The sequence below is a fragment of the Streptomyces sp. CNQ329 genome, assembly GCF_000482585.1.
Genome location: NZ_AXVU01000008.1, coordinates 1 through 19,867, shown reverse-complemented (window position 1 = coordinate 19,867; position 19,867 = coordinate 1). Strand labels below are relative to the sequence as shown.

Here is a 19,867-nt window from a genome sequence, read left to right as displayed (position 1 = left end):
TGCGGAAGCCGGCGGGGTCCGCCCCGCCGGCGGCCCGGAAACACCTTGCGTTCGAGCGCGCTCGAAGGTGCATGCTCTGTGCCATGGAGAAGCGCACTCTGGGACGTACGGGCATCGAGGTCAGCGCACTCGGCTTCGGCTGCTGGGCGATCGGCGGCGAGTGGTGGGACAGCGGGGGCAACCCGCTGGGCTGGGGCAAAGTCGACGACGAGGAGTCCGTCCGGGCCGTGCACCGCGCGCTCGACGGCGGCATCACCTTCTTCGACACCGCCGACGTCTACGGCACCGGCCACAGCGAGACCGTGCTGGGCCGCGCGCTCGCGGGCCGGCGTGACGAGGTCGTCATCGCCACGAAGTGGGGCAACACCTTCGACTCCGGCCGCCGGACGATGCTCTCCCGCGACCTGTCCCCCGGCCACGCGCGCCGGGCGCTGACCGCCTCGCTGGACCGGCTGGGCACCGACCACATCGACCTGTTCCAACTGCACATCGGCGACGCCGGCGTCGAGGAGGCGGTGGAACTGCGGGAGGCGTGCGAGGACTTCGTACGCGAGGGACTGATCCGCGCCTACGGCTGGAGCACCGACGACCCCGGCCGGGCGGCCGTCTTCGCCGAGGGCCCGCACTGCGCGGCGGTGCAGCACCGGCTCAACGTGCTGGAGGACGCCCCGGAGATGCTGGCGCTGTGCGCGGAGCGCGGCCTGGCCTCCGTCAACCGCAGCCCGCTGGCGATGGGGCTGCTCTCCGGCGCGTACGACGCGGGCTCGCGCATCGGCACCGGCGACATCCGCGCGACGCCGCCGGCGTGGCTGACGTACTTCGACGCGGACGGGCGGGTGGCGCCGGGGTGGCTGCCGCGGATCGAGGCGATCCGCGCCCTCCTCACCTCGGACGGACGCACCCTCGCGCAGGGCGCGCTGGCCTGGATCTGGGCCCGCAGCCCGCAGACGGTCCCGATCCCCGGCTTCCGCACGGTGGCGCAGGCGGCGCAGAACGCGGGCGCGCTGGAGGCGGGCCCGCTGACGGCGGAGCAGGTGACGGAGATCGAGCGCCTGCTGTCCTAGTCCCGCCGGGCGGGCACGAGCCCCGCGACGGACCGTGGGCGGGCCCGTGACCGCGGACGACCAGCCGCGGCCGGGGCCCGGGCCCCGCCCGGCACCCCCCGGCGTGCCCGCCCATCCCGGGCCCCGCCCTCGGGAGACCGGCCTCATCCGCTGTGACCGGCTCGCCGAGGCTCCCCAGCCGCGGCCGGCGGCCCGAGCCCCCCGCGGCGCAGCGCCCCGGCGTACCCGCTCACGCGAAACCACCCCCCGCCCAGGGCCCCGGGGCCCCCGCCCCCGGGAGCCCCGCCTCGGCCGCTAGGGACGGCTCGGTGAGAGCTCCGTCGACTCCCGCACCGCCAGGTCGTATCCCGCCAGCAGCGTCGCCGACGGCGCCTCCGCCGGGCCCTCTATCCGCGCCAGCAACGCCTTCACCGCCAGCCTGGCCAGCTCCTGCTTGTCCGGCGCGACGCTGGTCAGCGACGGCACCATGTACCCCGCCTCCTGGATGTCGTCGAAGCCGACCACCGCCAGGCCGGCCGGGATCGCCAGGCCCGCGTCATGCGCGACGCGCATCGCGCCCGACGCCATCAGGTCCGTGAAGCAGAACACCGCGTCCGGCGGCTGCGGCAGCGCCAGCAGCTCCCGCATCGCCGCCGCGCCGCCCGCGCGGGTGTACGCGCCCACGGCGGGCGCCAGCTCCGGGTCGTACGTGAGGCCGGCCTCGGCCAGCGCCTCGCGGTGCCCCTGCATGCGCTGCAGGGCGGTGGCGGTCGCGCGGTCGCCGTGCTGCCCGCCGATGACCCCGATGCGGCGGCGGCCGAGGCCGATCAGGTGCCGGGTGGCGTCGCGGGCGGCGGCGACGTTGTCGATGAGCACGTGGTCGGCGGGGACTTCGTAGTCCCGCTCGCCCAGCAGCACGAGCGGGACGCGGCGTTCGCGGGCGGCCAGCGCCGTCTGGTCCAGGCCCAGAGGGCTGAGGAGCACGCCGTCGATGAGCGGGTCGCTCAGGCCGCAGGCGATGCGCAGTTCCTCCGCCGGGTCGCCGTCGGTGACCTCGATGAGGACCGTCTGCCCGCTCTCCTTGGCGGCGGCGATGACGCAGGTGGCCAGCTCCGCGAAGTAGGGCGCGACGAGTTCGGGGACGGCGAGCGCGATGACGCCGCTGCGGCCGGTGCGCAGGTGGCGGGCGGAGGCGTGCGGGCGGTAGCCGAGTTCGTCGATGGCGCGCAGGACGCGCTCGCGGGTCGGCTCGGCGACGCGCGCGGCGCCGCGGACGACGTTCGAGACGGTCTTGATCGAGACACCGGCGCGCTCGGCGACGTCCTTGAGGCGGGCCCCGGACACGGCTTCCTCCCGATTCCTCCGCGGTTCTGGTGCGCACACCCTACGCCTTGCTGCGCGGGCTGTTGACGTGGTGCCCACGACGATATACAACGTTGCACCAAGAGCGCATTACAACGTTGTACAAGTTCGCCGCGGAAAGGGACATCCGCCATGCTCCGACGCCTCGACTCCCCAGGCCGCGCGGCCTCCGGCCCCGCCCGCGACACCCCCGCGGCCCAGCCCGCCCCCTCCCGCCGCGCCCTGCTGCGCGGCGTCGCGGGCCTCGCCGCGGGCGCCGCCGCCACCGCGGCGCTCAGCGGCTGCGTCTCGACCATCGCCCAGGGCTTCACCGGCGGCGAACCCCCCGCGAACAGGCTGAACTTCTGGAACCCGTTCACCGGCGGGGACGGCGAACGCATGGTCGCCATGCAGGAGTCGTACGAGAAGGCGCACCCCGAGAGCACCCTGCGGGCCACCACCTTCGTCTGGGGCAACCCGTACTACACCAAGCTCAGCCTCGCCACCGTCGGCAAGCGCCCCCCGCACGTCGCCATCGCGCACCTGTCGAAGCTGCCGGTGCTCGCCCAGGCCGGGCTGCTCAGCGAACTGCCCGCCGACGCGCTCGCCAAGCAGGGCATGACGCCGGAGAAGTTCGACGCCAAGCCCTGGCGCAAGTCCCACGTCGAGGACCGCCTCTACGGCATCCCGATCGACACCCACCCCTTCGCGCTGTACTTCCGCACCGACATCGCCGAGAAGGCCGGCCTGCTCGACGGCGGGGTACTCGCCGACCTCGACGGCCCGGACAAGTTCGCCGACGCGCTGCGCGCGGCGAAGGAGGTCACCGGCGTCTGGGGCGGCTCGGTCGCCTCGATCAAGGACACGGCCACCCAGTTCCGCATGTTCCTGTCCTTCTACACCCAGCTCGGCGGCCGGCCGCTGGTCGCCGACGGCGGTTCCACCGTGCAGGTCGACCTCGGCGCGGCCGAGGAGGCGCTCGCGTACATCCAGCGCCTCGGCAAGGAGAAGCTGATCCCCACGGGCGCCAACGGGCAGGCCGCGATCACCCTGCTCACCAACGGCGAGGCGGGGTTCCTGATGGACGGCGTCTGGCAGATCGTCGCCGTCCTCGGCTCGGGGGTGACGTTCGACATGCGCCCGCTGCCGCGGGTCTTCTCCGACGCCCCCTACGCCTGCTTCGCCGACAGCCACGCCCTCGTCCTGCCGCGGCAGCCCCGAGAGGACGACGACCGGCTCGATCTGTCGCTGGAGTTCACCGCCTCGCTGCTGAACTCCAGCAAGCTCTGGGCCGAGGGCGGGCACGTCCCCGCGTGGCTGCCCACACAGCGTTCGGCCGCGTACCGGGACCTGGAGCCCCAGTCCCACTACACCTCCGCCGCCGAGGGCGCCGTGTACGACCCCGTCGCCTGGTACGGCGGCGCGGGCAGCAACCTGCAGAACCGGGTGGGCGACGCGGTCAGCGCCGCCCTCGCCGGCCGGTCGACCCCGCGCGCCGCCGCGGACCGGGTCCGCTCGGTGCTGCGCACGCTCGCGGACGTCGAGTCCCCGATCTGAACCCCGCCGCCCCCACTCCCCCGAACGAAAGGCACCGCCGTGGCGAGTACAGCCGGCACCGGCGCCCGCACTCCCGACCGGTCAGGCGCCGGCCCCGTCCGCGGCCGGCTCGCGGGCCCGGCCCTGATCGCGCCGTTCGCGCTCTTCTACATCGTTTTCCTCCTCGGCCCGCTGATCTACACCTTCGTGGCGGGCTTCTTCAACGGCAGCCTGCTGCGTGAGGGCTTCGGCAAGTGGGTCGGCTTCTCCAACTACGCCGACGTCCTGGGCGACTCCGAGTTCTGGCGCACGCTGAAGCACACCCTGTGGTTCACCGTGCTCACCACGATCCCGCTGGTGCTGCTGGCGCTGGTGCTGGCGATCCTCGCCGACCGGTTCGTACGCGGCCGGTGGTTCCTGCGCTTCGCCTTCTTCGCGCCGTACGTCATCCCGTCCGCGTCGGTCTCGCTGATCTTCATGTGGGGGGTGCTCGCCGACCAGACCGGCCTGGCCCAGGACTGGCTGAAGGCGCTCGGCGTCGACTCGCCGCCGTCCTGGCTCGGCGATCCGAACTGGGCGATGTGGTCGCTGGCCGGCGTCACCGTCTGGTGGACCATCGGCTTCAACTTCGTGCTCTACCTGGCCGGTCTGCAGGAGATCCCCCGGGACGTGCACGAGGCCGCCGCCATCGACGGCGCCGGGCCCTGGCAGCGGATCCGGCACGTGGTCATCCCCATGCTGGGACGGACGACGACGCTCGTCACCGTCCTGCAGATCGTCGCCTCGCTGAAGGTCTTCGACCAGATCTACATGATGACCGCCGGCGGCCCCGACGGCTCCACCCGCCCGACGCTGCAGTACATCGTCGACACCGGCTTCACCGACGGCCGCACCGGCTACGCCTCGGTCGTCTCCCTCTTCCTCTTCCTCGTCATTCTGCTGATCTCCCTGGTCTGGTTCTTCCTCGTCCGCCGGGCAGAGAAGGAGAGCTGAGCCATGGCCCACACCACGAAAAGCCCCGCCACCGCCACCGCCGCCGCGCCCGCCCGCGCGGACGCCGCCCCCGCGCCCCGGCGCGGCTACGACGCCGAGAAGCTCTTCAACCGCGTCGCCCTCGGCGTCCTCGTCGCCTTCGCCCTGCTGTGGCTGGTGCCGCTGCTGTTCGCGACGGCGATATCCCTCCGGCCGGCCGACGAGATAGCCGTCGACCCGACGTCCTGGTTCACCTCCCACCCCACCTTCGCGGCGTACGAGGACCTCTTCGACAAGGGCAAGCTGCCCTACTGGTACGCCAACAGCTTCATCGTCTCGCTGCTGACCACGGTGCTCACCGTCGTCACCGCCTCGCTCGCCGCCTTCGGCCTCTCCCAGGTGCGCTTCCGCTTCCGCCGCGGGGTGTTCCTGCTGCTGCTCGCCGGGATCATGATCCCGATGCAGGTGCTGATGATCCCCCAGTTCCTCGCGCTGCAGGAGGTGGGCCTGCTCAACACCTACTGGGGCGTGGTCCTGCCGCAGGTGCCGAACGTCGTCGCCGTCTTCGTCTTCAAGCAGTTCTTCGACGGCATCCCCCGGGAGCTGATCGAGGCCGCCCGCGCCGACGGCGCCGGCTGGCTGCGCACGTACTGGCAGATCGTGATGCCCGTCTCCCGGCCCGCGGTGTCGGCCGTGACGATCTTCGTCTTCGTGGCCGTGTGGAACAACTTCCTGTGGCCGCTGCTGGTGGTCACCGACCCGGAGATGATGACGCTCCCGGTCGGGCTCAACTCCGTACAGGACGCCTTCGGCATCCCGTACGCGCAGCTCATGGCCTCCGCCGTGCTGGGCGCCATCCCGCTGCTCGTCGTCTTCGCCCTCTTCCAGCGCCGCATCGTCGAGGGCATCGCCGGCACGGGCCTGAAGTAACCCCGCGCCCGCGGCTCCCGCACGCGCACCACCGTCAACGCCCCCGGAGAAAGGCACCGCATGCCGCACACCGCCAGGTTCACCGTCGACCCCGAGTTCGTCATCGGCGAGGTGGACCCGCGCCTGTACGGAACGTTCGTCGAGCACATGGGCCGCTGCGTCTACACCGGCATCTACGAGCCCGGCCACCCCACCGCCGACGCCGCCGGCTTCCGCGGCGACGTCGCCGCGCTGGTCCGCGAGCTGGGCACCGGCCTCGTCCGCTACCCCGGGGGCAACTTCGTCTCCGGCTACCACTGGGAGGACGGCGTCGGGCCCGCGGCCGAGCGCCCGCGCCGCCTCGACCTCGCCTGGCGGTCGGTGGAGACCAACCAGGTCGGCACGAACGAGTTCCTGACCTGGGCCCGGGGGCTGGGTCTGGAGCCGATGATGGCCGTCAACCTCGGCACCCGCGGCATCGACGCCGCCCGCGCGCTCGTCGAGTACGTGAACCACCCCGGTGGCACCGCCTGGTCCGACCTGCGGATCGCGCACGGCGTCGCCGAGCCGCACGGCGTACGGCTGTGGTGCCTGGGCAACGAGATGGACGGCCCGTGGCAGACCGGGCACAAGCCCGCCCGCGAGTACGGCCGGCTGGCGGCCGAGGCCGGCAAGGCCATGCACCAGGTCGACCCGTCGATCGAACTCGTCGCCTGCGGCAGCTCCAACGCCGGGATGCCGACGTTCGGCACCTGGGAGCGCGAGGTGCTGGAGGAGACCTACGACGAGGTCGACTACCTGTCGCTGCACGCCTACTACGAGGAACTGGACGGCGACCGCGCGAGCTTCCTCGCCTCCGGCGCGCACATGGACCAGTACATCTCCGACGTGGTGTCCACCGCGGACCACGTACGCGCCGTACGGCGGGCGGACAAACGCATCCGGCTCTCCTTCGACGAGTGGAACGTCTGGTACGCCGCCCGCTTCCCCGGCGAACGGAACCTGGCCACCGCCGAGGCGCCGCGGCTCATCGAGGACACCTACTCGGTCACCGACGCGGTCGTGGTGGGCTCCCTGCTCATCACCCTGCTCCGGCACGCCGACCGGGTCGCCGTGGCCTGCCTGGCGCAGCTCGTCAACGTCATCGCGCCGATCCGCAGCGAGCCCGCGGGCCCCGCATGGCGTCAGGCGACCTTCCATCCGTTCGCGCAGGCCGCCCGGTTCGCGCGCGGCACGGTGCTGCGCTCCGAGGCCGACCGTACGTCCTCGCGCGTCACGACCGCGCGCCACGGCGACGTCCCCGCGCTCGACCACGTGGTGACGTACGACGAGGAGAGCGGGGACCTGACGATCCTCGCGGTCAACCGGGCGCAGGACGAACCGCTGCGGCTGTCGGTCGCGTTGCGGGGGTTCGGCGCGCAGGGCGGGACGGACGCCGGGACGGACGGATACACGGTGATCGAACATCTTGTCCTCGCCGACGACGACCCCGACGCGGCGAACACCGAGGCGGATCCGGGGCGGGTGCTGCCGCGGTCCGTCGCCACCACCCGGATCAGCGCAGACGGCGAGCTTGAGGCCGAACTGCCCAGCATTTCCTGGAACGTTGTCCGGCTGCGGAAACGGGGTGCGTGACCACGGGCAGCAGGCAATCGAAACTGCCGTAAAAAGCCGTACATCCCTCGACCCCTCTCGGGAGTCGTACGTCGTGACCCGCACGGCGGCGCCGACCTGGTGTGAAGCTCACTACACTTAAGGCCCTTTTTGCATGGAACCAGGGGCGTTCTTCGCAAATCTGGCTTAAAGTTCCGAGCGGAAGGTGCGCGTCGACCGGGGGAGGATCGCGTGCGCCTCAACAGTCGCGATGGGCCAGGGGGGAACATGCGGCGTATCGGAGTAGCCGATACCGGGATCATGACGGCGGAGCCGAGACGCGGGACCCGCGTCCGCTCCGCCGCGGCAAAACCGGCCTGGTACCTGCCGGCCGCCCTCGTCACCGACGCGGCGGGGATCGCCGTCCCCGTCGTGCTCGTCTTCGTCACCACCCGGCAGCCGTATCCGGCGCTGTGCGCCGCCCTGGCCGCCGGCGGCTGGCTTGCCGTCCGCGCCGCGCGGCGCCGCTACTCCGCGCGGCAGCTCGGCGAGTCGGGCGCGGTGGTGCCGCTGCTGCAGGACTGGCTCCTGCTCTTCGGCGTACTCGCCGTCGTCCGCGCCTTCACCGCCGACCGCGCCGCGGAACCGCAGCCGGCGCTGCTCGCCCTGCTGCCGGGGCTGGCGCTGACCGTCGTCACCGCCAAGCTGCTCCACCACCATCTCGTCGCGTCCCGCCGGGAGGGCCTGGCCGTACGGCGCGTGCTCGTGGTCGCCGAACCGGCCACCGCCGACCACGTCGTGGGCCGACTGGCCGCACGCACCGACCACGAGTACGTCGTCGTCGGCGTCGTCCCGGTCGGCGAGGCCCCGCTGTCCTGCGGCGCCCCGGAGGCCGCCCGGCTGGGCCCCGTCCCTTCGGACCGGGCGGGCTGGGACGCCCAGGCGGTCCTGACCGCCGCCCGCGAGCACGGCGCCGAGCTGGTCCTCGCCGCCCCGGGACCACTCCTGCCCGCGGCCCGGCTGCGGCAGTTGGCCTGGGCCCTGCACGACGCGGAGCTGCCGCTGGCCGTCCTGCCGGGCATCGCCGAGGTCGCCGAGCGGCGGCTGCGGCTGTCGGTGGTCGCGGGCCTGACCCTCCTGCACATCGCGCCGCCGCTGCGGCGGGGGGCGCAGTCGACGCTGAAGGCGGCGAGCGACCGCGTCGCCGCGGCCGTCGGCCTCGTGGTGCTGTCGCCGCTGTTCGCGGTGATCGCCGCGGCGGTGAAGTTCACCTCGCCGGGACCGGTGTTCCACAAGCAGACCCGCCTCGGCCGGGGCGGGGCCCCGTTCACCATGTGGAAGTTCCGCAGCATGGTCGAGGACGCGGAGCAGCAGAAGGCCGCGCTGTCCGTGGTCAACGAACACGACGGCAGCCCCATCTTCAAGATCCGCCGCGACCCGCGGGTGACCCGCGTCGGAGAGGCGCTGCGCCGCAGCTCACTGGACGAGTTGCCGCAGTTGTTCAACGTGCTGCGCGGGCAGATGTCCCTCGTCGGCCCGCGCCCCCCGCTGCCGGAGGAGGTCGCCCGCTACAGCGACACCGAACTGCGCCGGCTGTCGGTGAAGCCGGGGATAACGGGCCTGTGGCAGGTCAGCGGACGCTCGGACCTGACCTGGGACGAGACGATCGCGCTGGACCTGCACTACGTCGAGAACTGGTCTTTCGCCCACGACATGGACGTGATGGCCCGCACCCTCCGCGCGGTCGTCGACGGCAGGGGGGCGTATTGACCCCCGAAACGCCGGACCACAGATGCCGGGCGCCCCTCGCCCCACCCACCCACGGCGAAGCCGCGACGCCGACCGGGGTGCCCGAGGGGCGCAGCCCCTCGGAGACCCGGGGCGGGGTGCCCGAGGGGCGCAGCCCCTCAGCGCTCGCGCCAGGACGCGTACACCGCCGCGATCCCCTCCCGCAGCGGGATCTCCGGCCGCCAGCCCAGCTCCGTGATGCGCGAGACGTCCAGCAGCTTGCGCGGCGTGCCGTCCGGGCGGCTCGCGTCGAAGGCGATGCGCCCCCGGTAGCCGACCACGTCCCGTACGGTCTCCGCCAGTTCGCGGATCGTCAGGTCCTCGCCGCAGCCGACGTTGACCGGCTCGTCCGCGTCGTAGCCGCGCAGCAGTGCCAGGCACGCCGCCGCGAGGTCGTCCACGTGCAGGAACTCCCTCCGCGGCGTCCCCGTACCCCAGAGCACGACCTCCGCTGCGCCGGTCTCCCGCGCCTCGTGGAAGCGCCGGATGAGCGCCGGCAGCACGTGCGAGGTCTCCAGGTCGAAGTTGTCGCCGGGGCCGTAGAGGTTCGTCGGCATCGCCGAGACGTACGCCGCGCCGTACTGCCTGCGGTACGCCTGCACCTGCTCGATGCCCGCGATCTTCGCCAGCGCGTACGCCTGGTTCGTCGGCTCCAGCGGCCCGGTCAGCAGCGAGTCCTCGCGGATCGGCTGGTCCGCCAGCTTGGGGTAGATGCACGACGAGCCGAGGAACAGCAGCCGCCGGACGTCCGCCGCGTGGCTGCCGGCGATGACGCTGAGCTGGATGCGCAGGTTGTCCTCCAGGAACTGCACCGGGTAGCGGCTGTTGGCCATGATGCCGCCGACCTTGGCCGCGGCCAGCACCACCGCGTCGGGCCGGACGGCCGCCAGCCAGGCCGCCGTCCGTTCGGCGTCGCGCAGGTCCAGTTCCGCGCGGCTGCGGGTGAGCACGTCGTACCCGTCGGCGGTCAGCCGGCGGGCGACGGCCGAGCCGACCAGGCCGCGGTGGCCGGCGACGAAGACGCGCGCGCCGGACGGGAGCAATTCGTCAGATGGCATCACACGTACGGATTCTGCCATCCGGCGGAATGATCAGAGGGAAGGATCCCATGGGCAAGACGGCCCTCATCACCGGCGTCACCGGCCAGGACGGCTCGTACCTCGCCGAACTGCTGCTCGCCAAGGGCTACACGGTGCACGGTCTCGTGCGGCGCTCGTCGTCGTTCAACACCGGCCGCATCGACCACGTCTACGAGGAGCCGCAGGACCCCGGCCGCCGGCTGGTGCTGCACCACGCGGACCTCACCGACGGCGTCGCGCTGGTGAACCTGCTGCGCGACCTGGCGCCCGACGAGGTCTACAACCTCGGCGCCCAGTCGCACGTCCGGGTCTCCTTCGACGCCCCCCTGTACACCGCGGACGTCACCGGGCTGGGCTCCATGCGGCTGCTGGAGGCGGTGCGCGCCGCCGGCATCGACACCCGGCTCTACCAGGCGTCGTCCTCGGAGATGTTCGGCTCCGCGCCGCCGCCGCAGAACGAGCGGACTCCCTTCCATCCGCGCAGCCCGTACGGCTGCGCGAAGGTCTTCGGCTACTGGTCGACGGTGAACTACCGGGAGGCGTACGACCTTTTCGCGGTCAACGGCATTCTGTTCAACCACGAGTCGCCGCGCCGCGGTGAGACCTTCGTCACCCGCAAGATCACCCGCGCGGTGGCGCGGATCAAGGCGGGCCTGCAGGACCGCCTCTACATGGGCAACCTCGACGCGGTCCGCGACTGGGGCTACGCCCCGGAGTACGTCGAGGCCATGTGGCTGATGCTCCAGCGCGACGTGCCGGACGACTACGTGGTCGCCACCGGCGAGGCCGGCAGCGTCCGCCAGTTCCTGGAGGCCGCGTTCACCACCGCGGACCTGGACTGGACGGAGTACGTCCGCTTCGACCCCAAGTACGAACGCCCCAGCGAGGTCGACGCGCTCATCGGGGACGCCACGAAAGCGGGCGATCTGCTCGGCTGGAAGCCGCAGGTCAAGTGGCCCGAGCTGGCCCGGATCATGGTGGAGGCGGACATCGTGGCGCTCGACGCCGAACTCGCCGGTGCCACTGTCAGGATCGACAGGTAATAAACGGATATTCTCTCCCCGGACTCGCGACGCGCGGCCGCAGGGGACGACGGCCCAGGGGGGCACATGCACAAGCACAGAAGAACACGGAAGTGGGGGGCGCTCGGCGTCGCCCTCGCGGTGGTGACCGGGACGCTCGTGACGGTCGGCGTCACCTACTCCTCGCCCGAGGCCGAGGCGGTGACGCCGCCGGTGGCGATGACCGCGGACGATCTGTCGACCTGGCAGACCAACGGCGTGGTGTGGTCCATGGCCGAGGCGGACGGCGTGGTCTTCGCCGGCGGTACGTTCTCCGCCATCCGCCCGCCCGGTGCGGCGGCCGGCACCGACGAGACGAAGGTCGCGAACTTCGCCGCGTTCGACGCGGCGACCGGCGAGCCGACGGACTGCAAGCTGAACTTCACCATCGGCTCCGGCACCGCCACCGTGCGCGCGCTGACCGTCTCCCCCGACGGCAAGACCCTCTACGCGGGCGGCGAGTTCGGTTCCGTCGACGGCGTCTCGCGCAGCCGCGTCGCGGCCGTCGACATCGCCTCGTGCACGGTGAAGACCGGCTTCAACGCCGGCGCCGTCTCCGCCCGCGTCTACGGGCTGGACGCCGCGGCGAGCGGCCGGCTGTACATGGCCGGCGACTTCAAGACGGTCCGCGGCGAGAGCCGGGTGAAGTTCGCCGCCGTCAACGCGTCCACCGGCGCCCTGAACTCCTGGAAGGCCAACGCGGGCCCGGACCGGGCCGGCCGGGTCATCGAGGAGACCCCGGACGGGCAGCACGTGGTGGTCGGCGGCGACTTCAACGGGCTCAACGGCGACAGCAGCGTGCACGCCCTGGCCGTCGTCCGCGCCGACACCGGCGCGACCGTGCGGGCCTTCAAGGGCGTCAGCAACAACCAGAACAACCCGTACGAGCTGCACTGGAACTCTCTCGTCAAGGGCATCCACATCGACGAGACCGGCATCTACACCGCGCACGAGGGCCACGGCGGCGGCGTCTTCGACGGCCGGCTGGCGATGAACCTCAACAGCAGCTTCACCCAGCGCTGGCGCGACACCTGCCTGGGCGCCACCCAGGACGTCACCGTCTACAAGGACGTGCTGTACAGCGTCTCGCACGCGCACAACTGCAGCAGCATGGGCCAGTTCCCGGAGCTCAACGAGCGCCAGCACATGCTCGCCGAGTCCGTGTCCGCCCCCAAGCCGCTGCTGTCCTGGTTCCCCGACACCGACGACGGCCCGTCCGGCACCGAGCAGATCGGTCCGCGCGTGATGGTCACCTCGTCCAGCGGCGGCAAGGACTACATGTGGATCGGCGGCGAGTTCACCCGGATCCAGTCCAACGGCAACAAGCTCCAGCAGGGCCTGGTCCGCTTCGCCAGCGCCCCGGACTCCCGCAAGCCCGTCGCCGGCGCCACCGGCGTGACCGCGGCGAACGTCGACAGCGGCGTGCGGCTGCGCTGGAAGGCCGGCTGGGACCGCGACGACAGCAAGCTGACGTACACGATCTACCGCAACGGCGAGGCGCTGGCGACCAAGCCGACGCTGGACTCGAACTTCTGGACGCTGCCCCAGGGCTCCTTCACCGACACCGAGGTCAAGGCCGGCACCACGTACAGCTACCAGATCACCGCGAGCGACGCCGCCGGCAACACCACCGCCAAGTCCGCGGCGGTGACGGTGACCACGCCGGGCACGCCGTCCGAGACCACGGTCGAGCGCACCGCGACCGCCGACGCCTACGTCAACGGCTCGGCGGTGAACGCCAACTACGGCACGCACAATCAGCTCCTGGTCAGGAAGACCTCCCCCTACCTCAGCTACCTGCGGTTCTCGCTGCCGCAGGCGCCCAGCGGCATGACGCTGAAGTCCGCGAAGCTGACGCTGCGCACCACCGGCGACGCCAGCGCCGGCACCCCGGACACGATCAGCGTGCAGCCGGTCACCGGCTCCTGGTCGGAATCGGCGGTGACGTACGCGGAGCGGCCGGAGCTGTCGTCCACGGTGCTGGGCACGTTCACCGGCGCGACGGAGCTGGACACCGACTACACCGCGTCGCTGTCCGCCTCCGGGGTCGCCGGTTCGCTGGGCGACACCCTCGACGTGGCCCTGACCAGCGACGGCACCGACGCCTGGTGGGTACGGGCGCGCGAGACCTCGTACGCCCCGAAGCTCACGCTGACCTTCGGAGCGGGCTGATGCGGCCCCGTACCGCACGAAGGCCGCGGGCGGCGCTCGCGACGGTGGCCGCCGCGGCGGCCACCGTCCTGGCCCTGGCGGGCTGCAGCGGGGGCGACGACGGTGACGACACGGCCGGCAAGCCCCCGGCGTCCCAGCAGGACGGCGACCGCACCCCGAAGGACCCGGGCCCGGCCGGCGACGAGAAGGCCGACGACACCGAAAAGGTGCCGGAGGAGGAACTGGAGCCCGCCGAGGGCGAGTTCTCTGAGAAGGAAAAGACGTACCTGAAGGACCGGGTGCCCGAGGGTGTGGACCCGGCGGCGATCCTGGAGGCCGGCGAGGAAGCCTGCGCCAAGATCAAGAGCGCCGCGGCGACGGACGACGAGCTGGCCCGCGAAGCCATCCGCTCCGGCGACATCGCCAACGCCGAGGACGCGATCCACACCCTCTGCCCCCAGTACGAAGACCTGCTGTAGGAGTGCGGCTTGAAGAGACTGCCCATCGTCGTCGCGATACCGACCAAGAACGAGGCCGAGAACATCGCGACGACGGTGCGGTCCGTCATCGACCACTTCGAGGCCGTGGTGGTGGTCGACTCGGACAGCACGGACGACACCCGCGCCCTCGCGGCGGACGAGGGCGCCGAGATCGTCCCGTACACCTGGGACGGCACGTACCCGAAGAAGAAGCAGTGGTGCCTGGACCACATCCATCCCGAGCTGGACTGGATGCTGTTCATCGACGGCGACGAGACGCCGAGCCCGGAGCTGATCACCGAACTGCACCGCATCTTCGACCCGGCGGCCGACGGCTCGCTCAAGGTGGCCCCGGCCGCGTTCGACATCCCGCTGGGCTACTGGTTCGCCGGCAAGCGCCTGCGGCACGGCTACACCATCATCAAGCGCGCCCTGATGGACCGCACCCGCGTCCGCTTCCCGGAGCTGGGAGACCTGGACGCGCCGGGCATGGGCGAGCAGGAGGGCCACTACCAGCCGCTGGCCGACGGAAGGGTGGTGCGGCTGAAGGCCACCATCGAGCACGAGGACCTGGACCCGGTACGCACGTGGTTCGAGCGGCACAACCGCTACTCGGACTGGGAGGCGTGGCTGGAACTCCACCCGGAGGTCCGCGAGGAGATCCGGCAGGCCAAGACGCGGCAGGGACAGCTCTTCCACAAGGCGCCGCTGAAGCCGCTGGTGTCCTTCGCGTACGCCTACGTGTACAAGCGCGGCTTCCTCGACGGGCGCGCGGGGCTGGACTACGCGCTGGCGATGAGCTTCTACCGCTGGCAGATCGGCCTCAAGACCCGGGAGAACGCCCAGCTTCCCCTCACGGAGTGACGTCGATTCGCTACTGTGAGTAGAGAGACGAGGGGTGAGGTGAACGCGGTGACGACGCTGGAGAACTCCCAGCCGCCGGTGCAGTGGCGGTACTGCGGCAACCAGACCAAGCGGTGGCGCACGCGGGCGGGGGTGAGCCGCGAGGAGCTGGCGACGGAGGCGGGTACGCCTACGACACGGTGAAGATGATGGAGCAGGGCCGTCGCCGGCCGACGCCGCGGTTGTTGCAGGTGGCGGATGAGGTGTGCGATGCGCAGGGGATGTTGGTGGCGGCGCTGGGAAGCGGTGCTGCGGTGCCGCTTCGGTGACGAGGAGGCATGCCGTCGGCAGCAGCACCGGCTTCTTGAGGCTGCCGAGCAACGCAATGTCACCCTGCATGTGATGCCTCGCAGCCGGGGGCTCCATCCCGGACACCTTGGCCCCTTCGTTGTGCTGGAAACGCCGGAGCACGAGCATCTCGTCTACGCTGAAGGGCAGGCAGGCGGGGTGCTCTACGCTGACGCCGAGAGGGTCAGTGTCGTGATGCGCCGCCGTGACCTGATCGTGGGTGAGGCCCTGTGCCCCCGAGACTCCGCACAGTTCATCACGCAACTGCTGGAGGAGCGATGAAGGACAAGCTCGACTGGTTCAAGTCCAGCTACAGCGACAGCTCTGGTGGCGCCTGTGTCGAAGTAGCCGTCGCCTGGCGCAAGTCCACCCACAGCGACAACGAAGGCGGCGAGTGCGTCGAGGTGGCTCCCGTCCCCGGTGCCGTCCATGTCCGGGACTCCAAGGACCCCCACGGCCCCCACCTCTGCTTCACCCCCGAAGCCTGGTCCGCCTTCCTCACCCACGCCGCCACCCACGCCTGAGGCGGTCTCATAGGCTGGCCCCTGCCATGTCAGGGACAAGCGAGGGACGGGCGTGGAGCGGGGAAAGCTGATCGCGGACCGTTACGAGCTGATCGGCCGTCTGGGCCGCGGGGGCATGGGCGAGGTGTGGGCCGCGCGGGATCGCGTGCTCCGCCGGGAGGTCGCGCTCAAACTGCTGGATCTCGACGGCATCGGCCAGGCCGAGCTGCACCGGAGGTTCGAGCGCGAGGCGGTCGCCGCTGCCCAGATCGTCCACCCCAACGTCGCCGCCCTGTACGACCGGGGCGTTCACAACGACGTGCTGTTCCTGGTCATGGAGAAGGTGGAAGGCCAGACGCTCACAGCGCATCTCCAGGCCGAGAGTCCCTTACCCCTACCGCGTGCCGTCTCCCTCGCCGGCAGCGTCTGCGCCGCGCTGGAGGCCGCCCACCGGGCCCGGGTCATCCACTACGACATCAAGCCCCACAACGTCATCCTCACCGGCGACGGACTGGTGAAGGTCGTCGACTTCGGGATCGCCGGGTTCGTGCAGGCCGCGTTCACCGTGGCGCGCTCCTCCCGACTGGCCCCGGCCGGGACGCCGGAGTTCGGCGCGCCGGAGCAGTTCCTCACCGAGCGCGGCGACGAACGCTCCGACCTGTACGCACTCGGCGGGATGCTCTTCGCGATGCTCGCCGGCCGGCCGCCGTTCTCCGGGCAGAACGGCATCGCAGTCGTGCGGCGCAAGCTCGACGAGGAGGCCCCGCCTCTCGACGCGTTCCGCCCCGGCCTGCCGCCGGAGGTGACCGCGCTCGTCGCCGAACTGCTGGAGCGCGATCCCGACCGGCGCCCTCAGTCGGCACAGCAGGTCCAGCAGCGGCTTCAGGCACTCCTGGCGTTGTGCGCGGCAGCGCAAGCTCCCACCGAGGTGGTGCCCCCGGCTCAGCGCACCCGCCTGATGGACGACACGCGGAGCGAGTCTCGGCCGCTCTCTCCCGACTCCTGGGACCGGGCTTCCACCGACGAGACGCCGTTCACCGTGGACGCCCTGCTGCCGCGGGGGTTCACGAACGACATGGACATCGAGTTCGCGCGGATCGCCGGGGAGACCCGCCTCTCCCGTGAAGCGGGCCGCAGCGACGTGGTCGGGGAACTCGCGGGCCGTGACTGCACCGAAGTCGTGGCCGGCGTCTACGCGGAGCAGGCCGGTCCCCACGCCACGCCCGAGAACCCCGTCTACGTCTCCGTCCAGGTCTTCGCGTTCCCCGATGCGGCGACGGCCCGGGACGCGCACGGGTACCTGGGCGACGGGGGAGGCGCATGGCGCCTCACCATCTGGAGCGCCCGCGACGGGGGCGGCCTCGCCCCGTGCCCCGACGAGGTCTACCGCAGCCTCCGATGGCGATACAGCCGGAGAGTCCACCGCTACCTGACCGTGGCGCTGGCCTACCGCGCCGACCTCACCAACGACGGCTCCCTCAAGCCCTGGCTCGCCGCAGCCGCCCGCAGGGCCGCGTTCTCCGCCGGACCGCAGAACCACCACGGCGTCCAGCCTGGTCTTTAACCTGTAGGAGCCTTCGGGGACGGCCTTCGTTCTGATCGGTGCACCTTGGTCGGAGCACATGATCAGACGAAGGCCGTCTCAGCGTCCGGAGAACGGCCAAGTGAGCGCCCCGGTTCGAGATACGTCATGTCAACCAGCACGGAGCGGAAGTACGACGGCGGCTTGAGCGCGCAGTGGACTGCTGGCCGGCTGGGTGAAGACCAGCACGGCGCAGTCAAAGAAGGCGCGGAGCATCCTGGAGCGCGCCGAGGGCCCAACGGTCACCGCGGTGCGGAACGGGAGGCGGACGGCTCAGCGGCGGACCTCGTCGTAGACGTCGAGGAGGGTGTCCACCACGCCGTCGATGGCGAAGCGGTCGTTGATGAGCTGCCAGGCGGCCTGCGACGCCTCCTCGTTGGCCGCCGGGTCCAGGAGTTCCAGGACCGCCTGGCCGACCAGCGGGCCGTTGTCCGCGTCGGCGCGGCTGTCGAGGACGCGGCCCGCGCCGGCCTCCGCGACGTCGGGGCCGAGGCCGCAGGTGCGGGTGATCACGACGGGGACGCCGACCGACATGGCCTCCAGTACGGAGACGGGGAACGGCTCGACGACGGAGGGCAGGACGTAGACGTCGGCGGTGCGGTGCTGGGCCAGCACCTCGTCGGGGGTGAGGGAGCCGACGTACGACACCGAGTCCGCCACGCCCAGTTCCGCCGCCAGCCGCATCATCGGCTCCGCCAGCGCGCCGGTGTCCGGTCCGGCGAGGACGAAGCGGGCGTCCGGGTACTTCGCCAGCACCACGGGGATCGCCCGGATGAAGTCCTGCGGCCGCTTGCGTTCCTGCACCCGCGCGACGTACACGACCGTCGGCGGCCCCGACGTCCGCGCCGTTCTGCGCTCCTGCGGCAGCACGCCGTTGACCAGGCGCCGCGGCCGGTTCAGGGGCGTGTCCGGGATGACGGCCTGGATCTCGCCGTGCTCGAACTCCGTGAGATACAGCGTCGCGTCCGCCCTGCGCAGCGCGCGGCGCAGCCCGAGGACGTCGACGGCGCGGGCGACCGGTTTCTCGGTGGGGTCGATCATGCCGTGGGTCTGCAGCACCACCGGCACCCCGGCCTGCTGCGCGATGAGCGCGAAGGGCAGCGTGATGAGGTCCCGCATGAGGTGGACGTGCACGACGTCCGCGGAGCGGACCAGGCGGCGGGCGCGGGCCAGCAGAGCCGGGGAGGTGATGCCGCTCACCTCGAACCGCGGCAGCACGTGCTTGGCCTGGTACATCCACGCCGGCACGCCGTCGATGTCGCGGGGCAGCGGGCCGTCGAAGCCGTCGCCGAGGGTGGCGATACGCGAGTCGACGCCCCGGGCCCGCAGCCCCTTGGACAGGTTGAGCGCGACGCGCGTGGGCCCGCCGAAGTCGTTCGTGGGCGTGTGCAGCGTGACGACATGCAGAACTCTCAAGACGGTCCCCTCCCAGGCGCCCCCCGGCACCGTACCTACGTTCACGGAGCCTACCGTTGTTGGCGTCCTTGGGCAGTGTTGGCTGAATCGGCGCAGACCGGACCGGTGATCCGGAGACGAGTACGGCGGTGCTCGAACGCAGCCGGAGGGTCCGATCTGGTGTCGGCGTCCGGGGGGAACTTCATCGGGTACCGGCTCGGACCGGTCAACGGCGCACCCGACAGCGCAGGTGAAGCACCGGGTTGCCCCGCATCGCCACGTCAGGATGCCCCGGCCGATGCCGCGCGTGGACCGACCCGAAGGAGCGCTTGCCGGACCAGGCCACGACGGGCGCCGGCGGCTGAGCCGTCGTGTGCGCGAGGCGGGTCGGGGGGCACGCGCCCGGGGCGGTGGTTCGCCGAACGGACCGGCATACGGGGTGGGCCCCAGGGCGGACGATGCGACGCGGGACGGACGCCAGGGCAGACAGTGCCACGCGCGGCAGACGCCAGCACGGACGGTACTGCGCGCGGCGGACGCCAGCACGAACGGTACTGCGCGGGTGGGCCGGTCCGGCGGGGGCGGCATCGGGGCAGGCGGTCGTTGCTCGCCCAGACCCCCACGTCCCCTCACACCCGCCCAAGGGTATGCGCCCGTACTGACAGTGAGCCCGGGTCGTCGGTGTCGGCGGCTGGCCGGCGGGGTGGGTGGAGCGGGTGCGGGGTTACGGGCCGGGTGGAACGGTGCTGCGCCGAGCAGGCCGGAGTACGGGGTACGTGCCGGGGCGGGCGGCGGTGCGTGAGGTAGGCCGGTGTGCGGTGAGGCCCCGCCTCGGGGCAGGCGCCCGTCCGTGACGGGGGCTGGTCCGGGGGTGCCGGTGTCGGGGTGGGGCGGTGTCGTGGGGGCTCCCCCCGGGCCACCCCGCTCTTGCATTGTCGGGCCTGCGTCCGGCGTCAAGGGCGCCCCCTTCCGCTTCGCTGCGGGGGCGTCGCTGCGCGATGGGGCTTCGCCCCACCCTTGACCCCGGACTCCGGCCCGTGACAGACCGGCAGCTAAGGGTGGCCCAGGGGGAGCGGGCACCCTCCGACAGGGCTACGAATGCCGACCCCGGCGGACGGGGGCCGTCGGCCGGGGTTGGGGCTGCCCCGATCGCGGGTGCGCCCGGTGGTCGGGGTGGCAGCCCGGTGCTGGGCTTGTGCGGGTCGCGGATGTGCCGGTGGGCGAGGGCCGGACTACCGGAGCTG

The 19,867-nt window shown here is 72.0% G+C and carries 17 protein-coding genes; 14 read left to right on the top strand and 3 right to left on the bottom strand.

Translation table 11 applies throughout. The features are described 5' to 3' along the window. The first annotated feature begins 83 nt into the window (after positions 1-83). Entirely contained in the window at positions 84-1,064 is a 981-nt protein-coding gene (locus tag I003_RS0107255; RefSeq protein ID WP_486584126.1) for an aldo/keto reductase, read from the top strand. Positions 1,065-1,358: 294 nt separating this feature from the next. On the opposite strand, the gene I003_RS0107250 is transcribed toward I003_RS0107255, so the two are convergent. Next, positions 1,359-2,387, bottom strand: a complete 1,029-nt coding sequence (locus tag I003_RS0107250; protein WP_027770912.1) for a LacI family DNA-binding transcriptional regulator — start codon at positions 2,385-2,387, stop codon at positions 1,359-1,361. A gap of 150 nt (positions 2,388-2,537) precedes the next feature. On the opposite strand from I003_RS0107250, the gene I003_RS0107245 reads away from it, so the two are divergent. The 5 genes from I003_RS0107245 to I003_RS0107225 all read left to right on the top strand — a co-directional run bounded on the left by I003_RS0107245 (position 2,538) and on the right by I003_RS0107225 (position 9,164). After that, complete coding sequence (locus I003_RS0107245; RefSeq protein ID WP_027770911.1) at positions 2,538-3,941, top strand: extracellular solute-binding protein; 1,404 nt, start codon at positions 2,538-2,540, stop codon at positions 3,939-3,941. A gap of 39 nt (positions 3,942-3,980) precedes the next feature. Further along, a complete protein-coding gene (locus I003_RS0107240; protein ID WP_027770910.1) occupies positions 3,981-4,913 on the top strand; it encodes a carbohydrate ABC transporter permease in 933 nt (310 codons plus the stop codon). Positions 4,914-4,916: 3 nt separating this feature from the next. Next, a complete protein-coding gene (locus tag I003_RS0107235; RefSeq protein ID WP_027770909.1) occupies positions 4,917-5,822 on the top strand; it encodes a carbohydrate ABC transporter permease in 906 nt (301 codons plus the stop codon). 60 nt (positions 5,823-5,882) lie between these two features. Next, a complete protein-coding gene (arfA, locus tag I003_RS0107230) occupies positions 5,883-7,436 on the top strand; it encodes an arabinosylfuranosidase ArfA (RefSeq protein ID WP_027770908.1) in 1,554 nt (517 codons plus the stop codon). Between the two features lie 279 nt (positions 7,437-7,715). Next, a complete protein-coding gene (locus I003_RS0107225) occupies positions 7,716-9,164 on the top strand; it encodes a sugar transferase (protein ID WP_486584125.1) in 1,449 nt (482 codons plus the stop codon). 137 nt (positions 9,165-9,301) lie between these two features. On the opposite strand, the gene I003_RS0107220 is transcribed toward I003_RS0107225, so the two are convergent. Then, positions 9,302-10,240: a GDP-L-fucose synthase family protein gene (locus tag I003_RS0107220; RefSeq protein WP_027770906.1), complete on the bottom strand. Its 939-nt coding sequence runs from the start codon at positions 10,238-10,240 to the stop codon at positions 9,302-9,304. 50 nt (positions 10,241-10,290) lie between these two features. Here I003_RS0107220 and gmd point away from each other — a divergent pair, with 50 nt between their 5' ends. From gmd to I003_RS34165, 8 genes are all read left to right on the top strand, one after another. Continuing rightward, a complete protein-coding gene (gene gmd / locus I003_RS0107215; RefSeq protein WP_027770905.1) occupies positions 10,291-11,304 on the top strand; it encodes a GDP-mannose 4,6-dehydratase in 1,014 nt (337 codons plus the stop codon). A 66-nt stretch (positions 11,305-11,370) separates the two neighbouring features. Continuing rightward, positions 11,371-13,494: a CBM96 family carbohydrate-binding protein gene (locus tag I003_RS0107210; protein WP_027770904.1), complete on the top strand. Its 2,124-nt coding sequence runs from the start codon at positions 11,371-11,373 to the stop codon at positions 13,492-13,494. Next, entirely contained in the window at positions 13,494-13,952 is a 459-nt protein-coding gene (locus I003_RS0107205) for a hypothetical protein (protein ID WP_027770903.1), read from the top strand. The genes I003_RS0107210 and I003_RS0107205 overlap by 1 nt, the downstream gene beginning before the upstream one ends. 9 nt (positions 13,953-13,961) lie before the next feature. After that, complete coding sequence (locus I003_RS0107200; protein ID WP_027770902.1) at positions 13,962-14,816, top strand: glycosyltransferase family 2 protein; 855 nt, start codon at positions 13,962-13,964, stop codon at positions 14,814-14,816. 48 nt (positions 14,817-14,864) lie between these two features. Continuing rightward, positions 14,865-14,999, top strand: coding sequence for a hypothetical protein (locus I003_RS36770; RefSeq protein ID WP_486584124.1), 135 nt, complete (start codon positions 14,865-14,867; stop codon positions 14,997-14,999). A gap of 66 nt (positions 15,000-15,065) precedes the next feature. Further along, positions 15,066-15,425: a Scr1 family TA system antitoxin-like transcriptional regulator gene (locus tag I003_RS36765; protein ID WP_486584123.1), complete on the top strand. Its 360-nt coding sequence runs from the start codon at positions 15,066-15,068 to the stop codon at positions 15,423-15,425. Beyond that, positions 15,422-15,667: a DUF397 domain-containing protein gene (locus I003_RS0107190; RefSeq protein WP_027770901.1), complete on the top strand. Its 246-nt coding sequence runs from the start codon at positions 15,422-15,424 to the stop codon at positions 15,665-15,667. The genes I003_RS36765 and I003_RS0107190 overlap by 4 nt, the downstream gene beginning before the upstream one ends. 52 nt (positions 15,668-15,719) lie before the next feature. Further along, positions 15,720-17,210 (top strand): serine/threonine-protein kinase, encoded by a 1,491-nt coding sequence (locus I003_RS34165; RefSeq protein ID WP_051368130.1) that lies wholly within the window; start codon positions 15,720-15,722, stop codon positions 17,208-17,210. 291 nt (positions 17,211-17,501) lie between these two features. Here the strand turns inward: I003_RS34165 and I003_RS0107180 are convergent, their stop codons facing one another. Next, positions 17,502-18,644 carry a glycosyltransferase gene (locus I003_RS0107180; protein ID WP_027770900.1) on the bottom strand — a complete coding sequence of 381 codons (1,143 nt, stop codon included), beginning with the start codon at positions 18,642-18,644 and terminating at the stop codon, positions 17,502-17,504. Between the last annotated feature and the right edge of the window lie 1,223 nt (positions 18,645-19,867).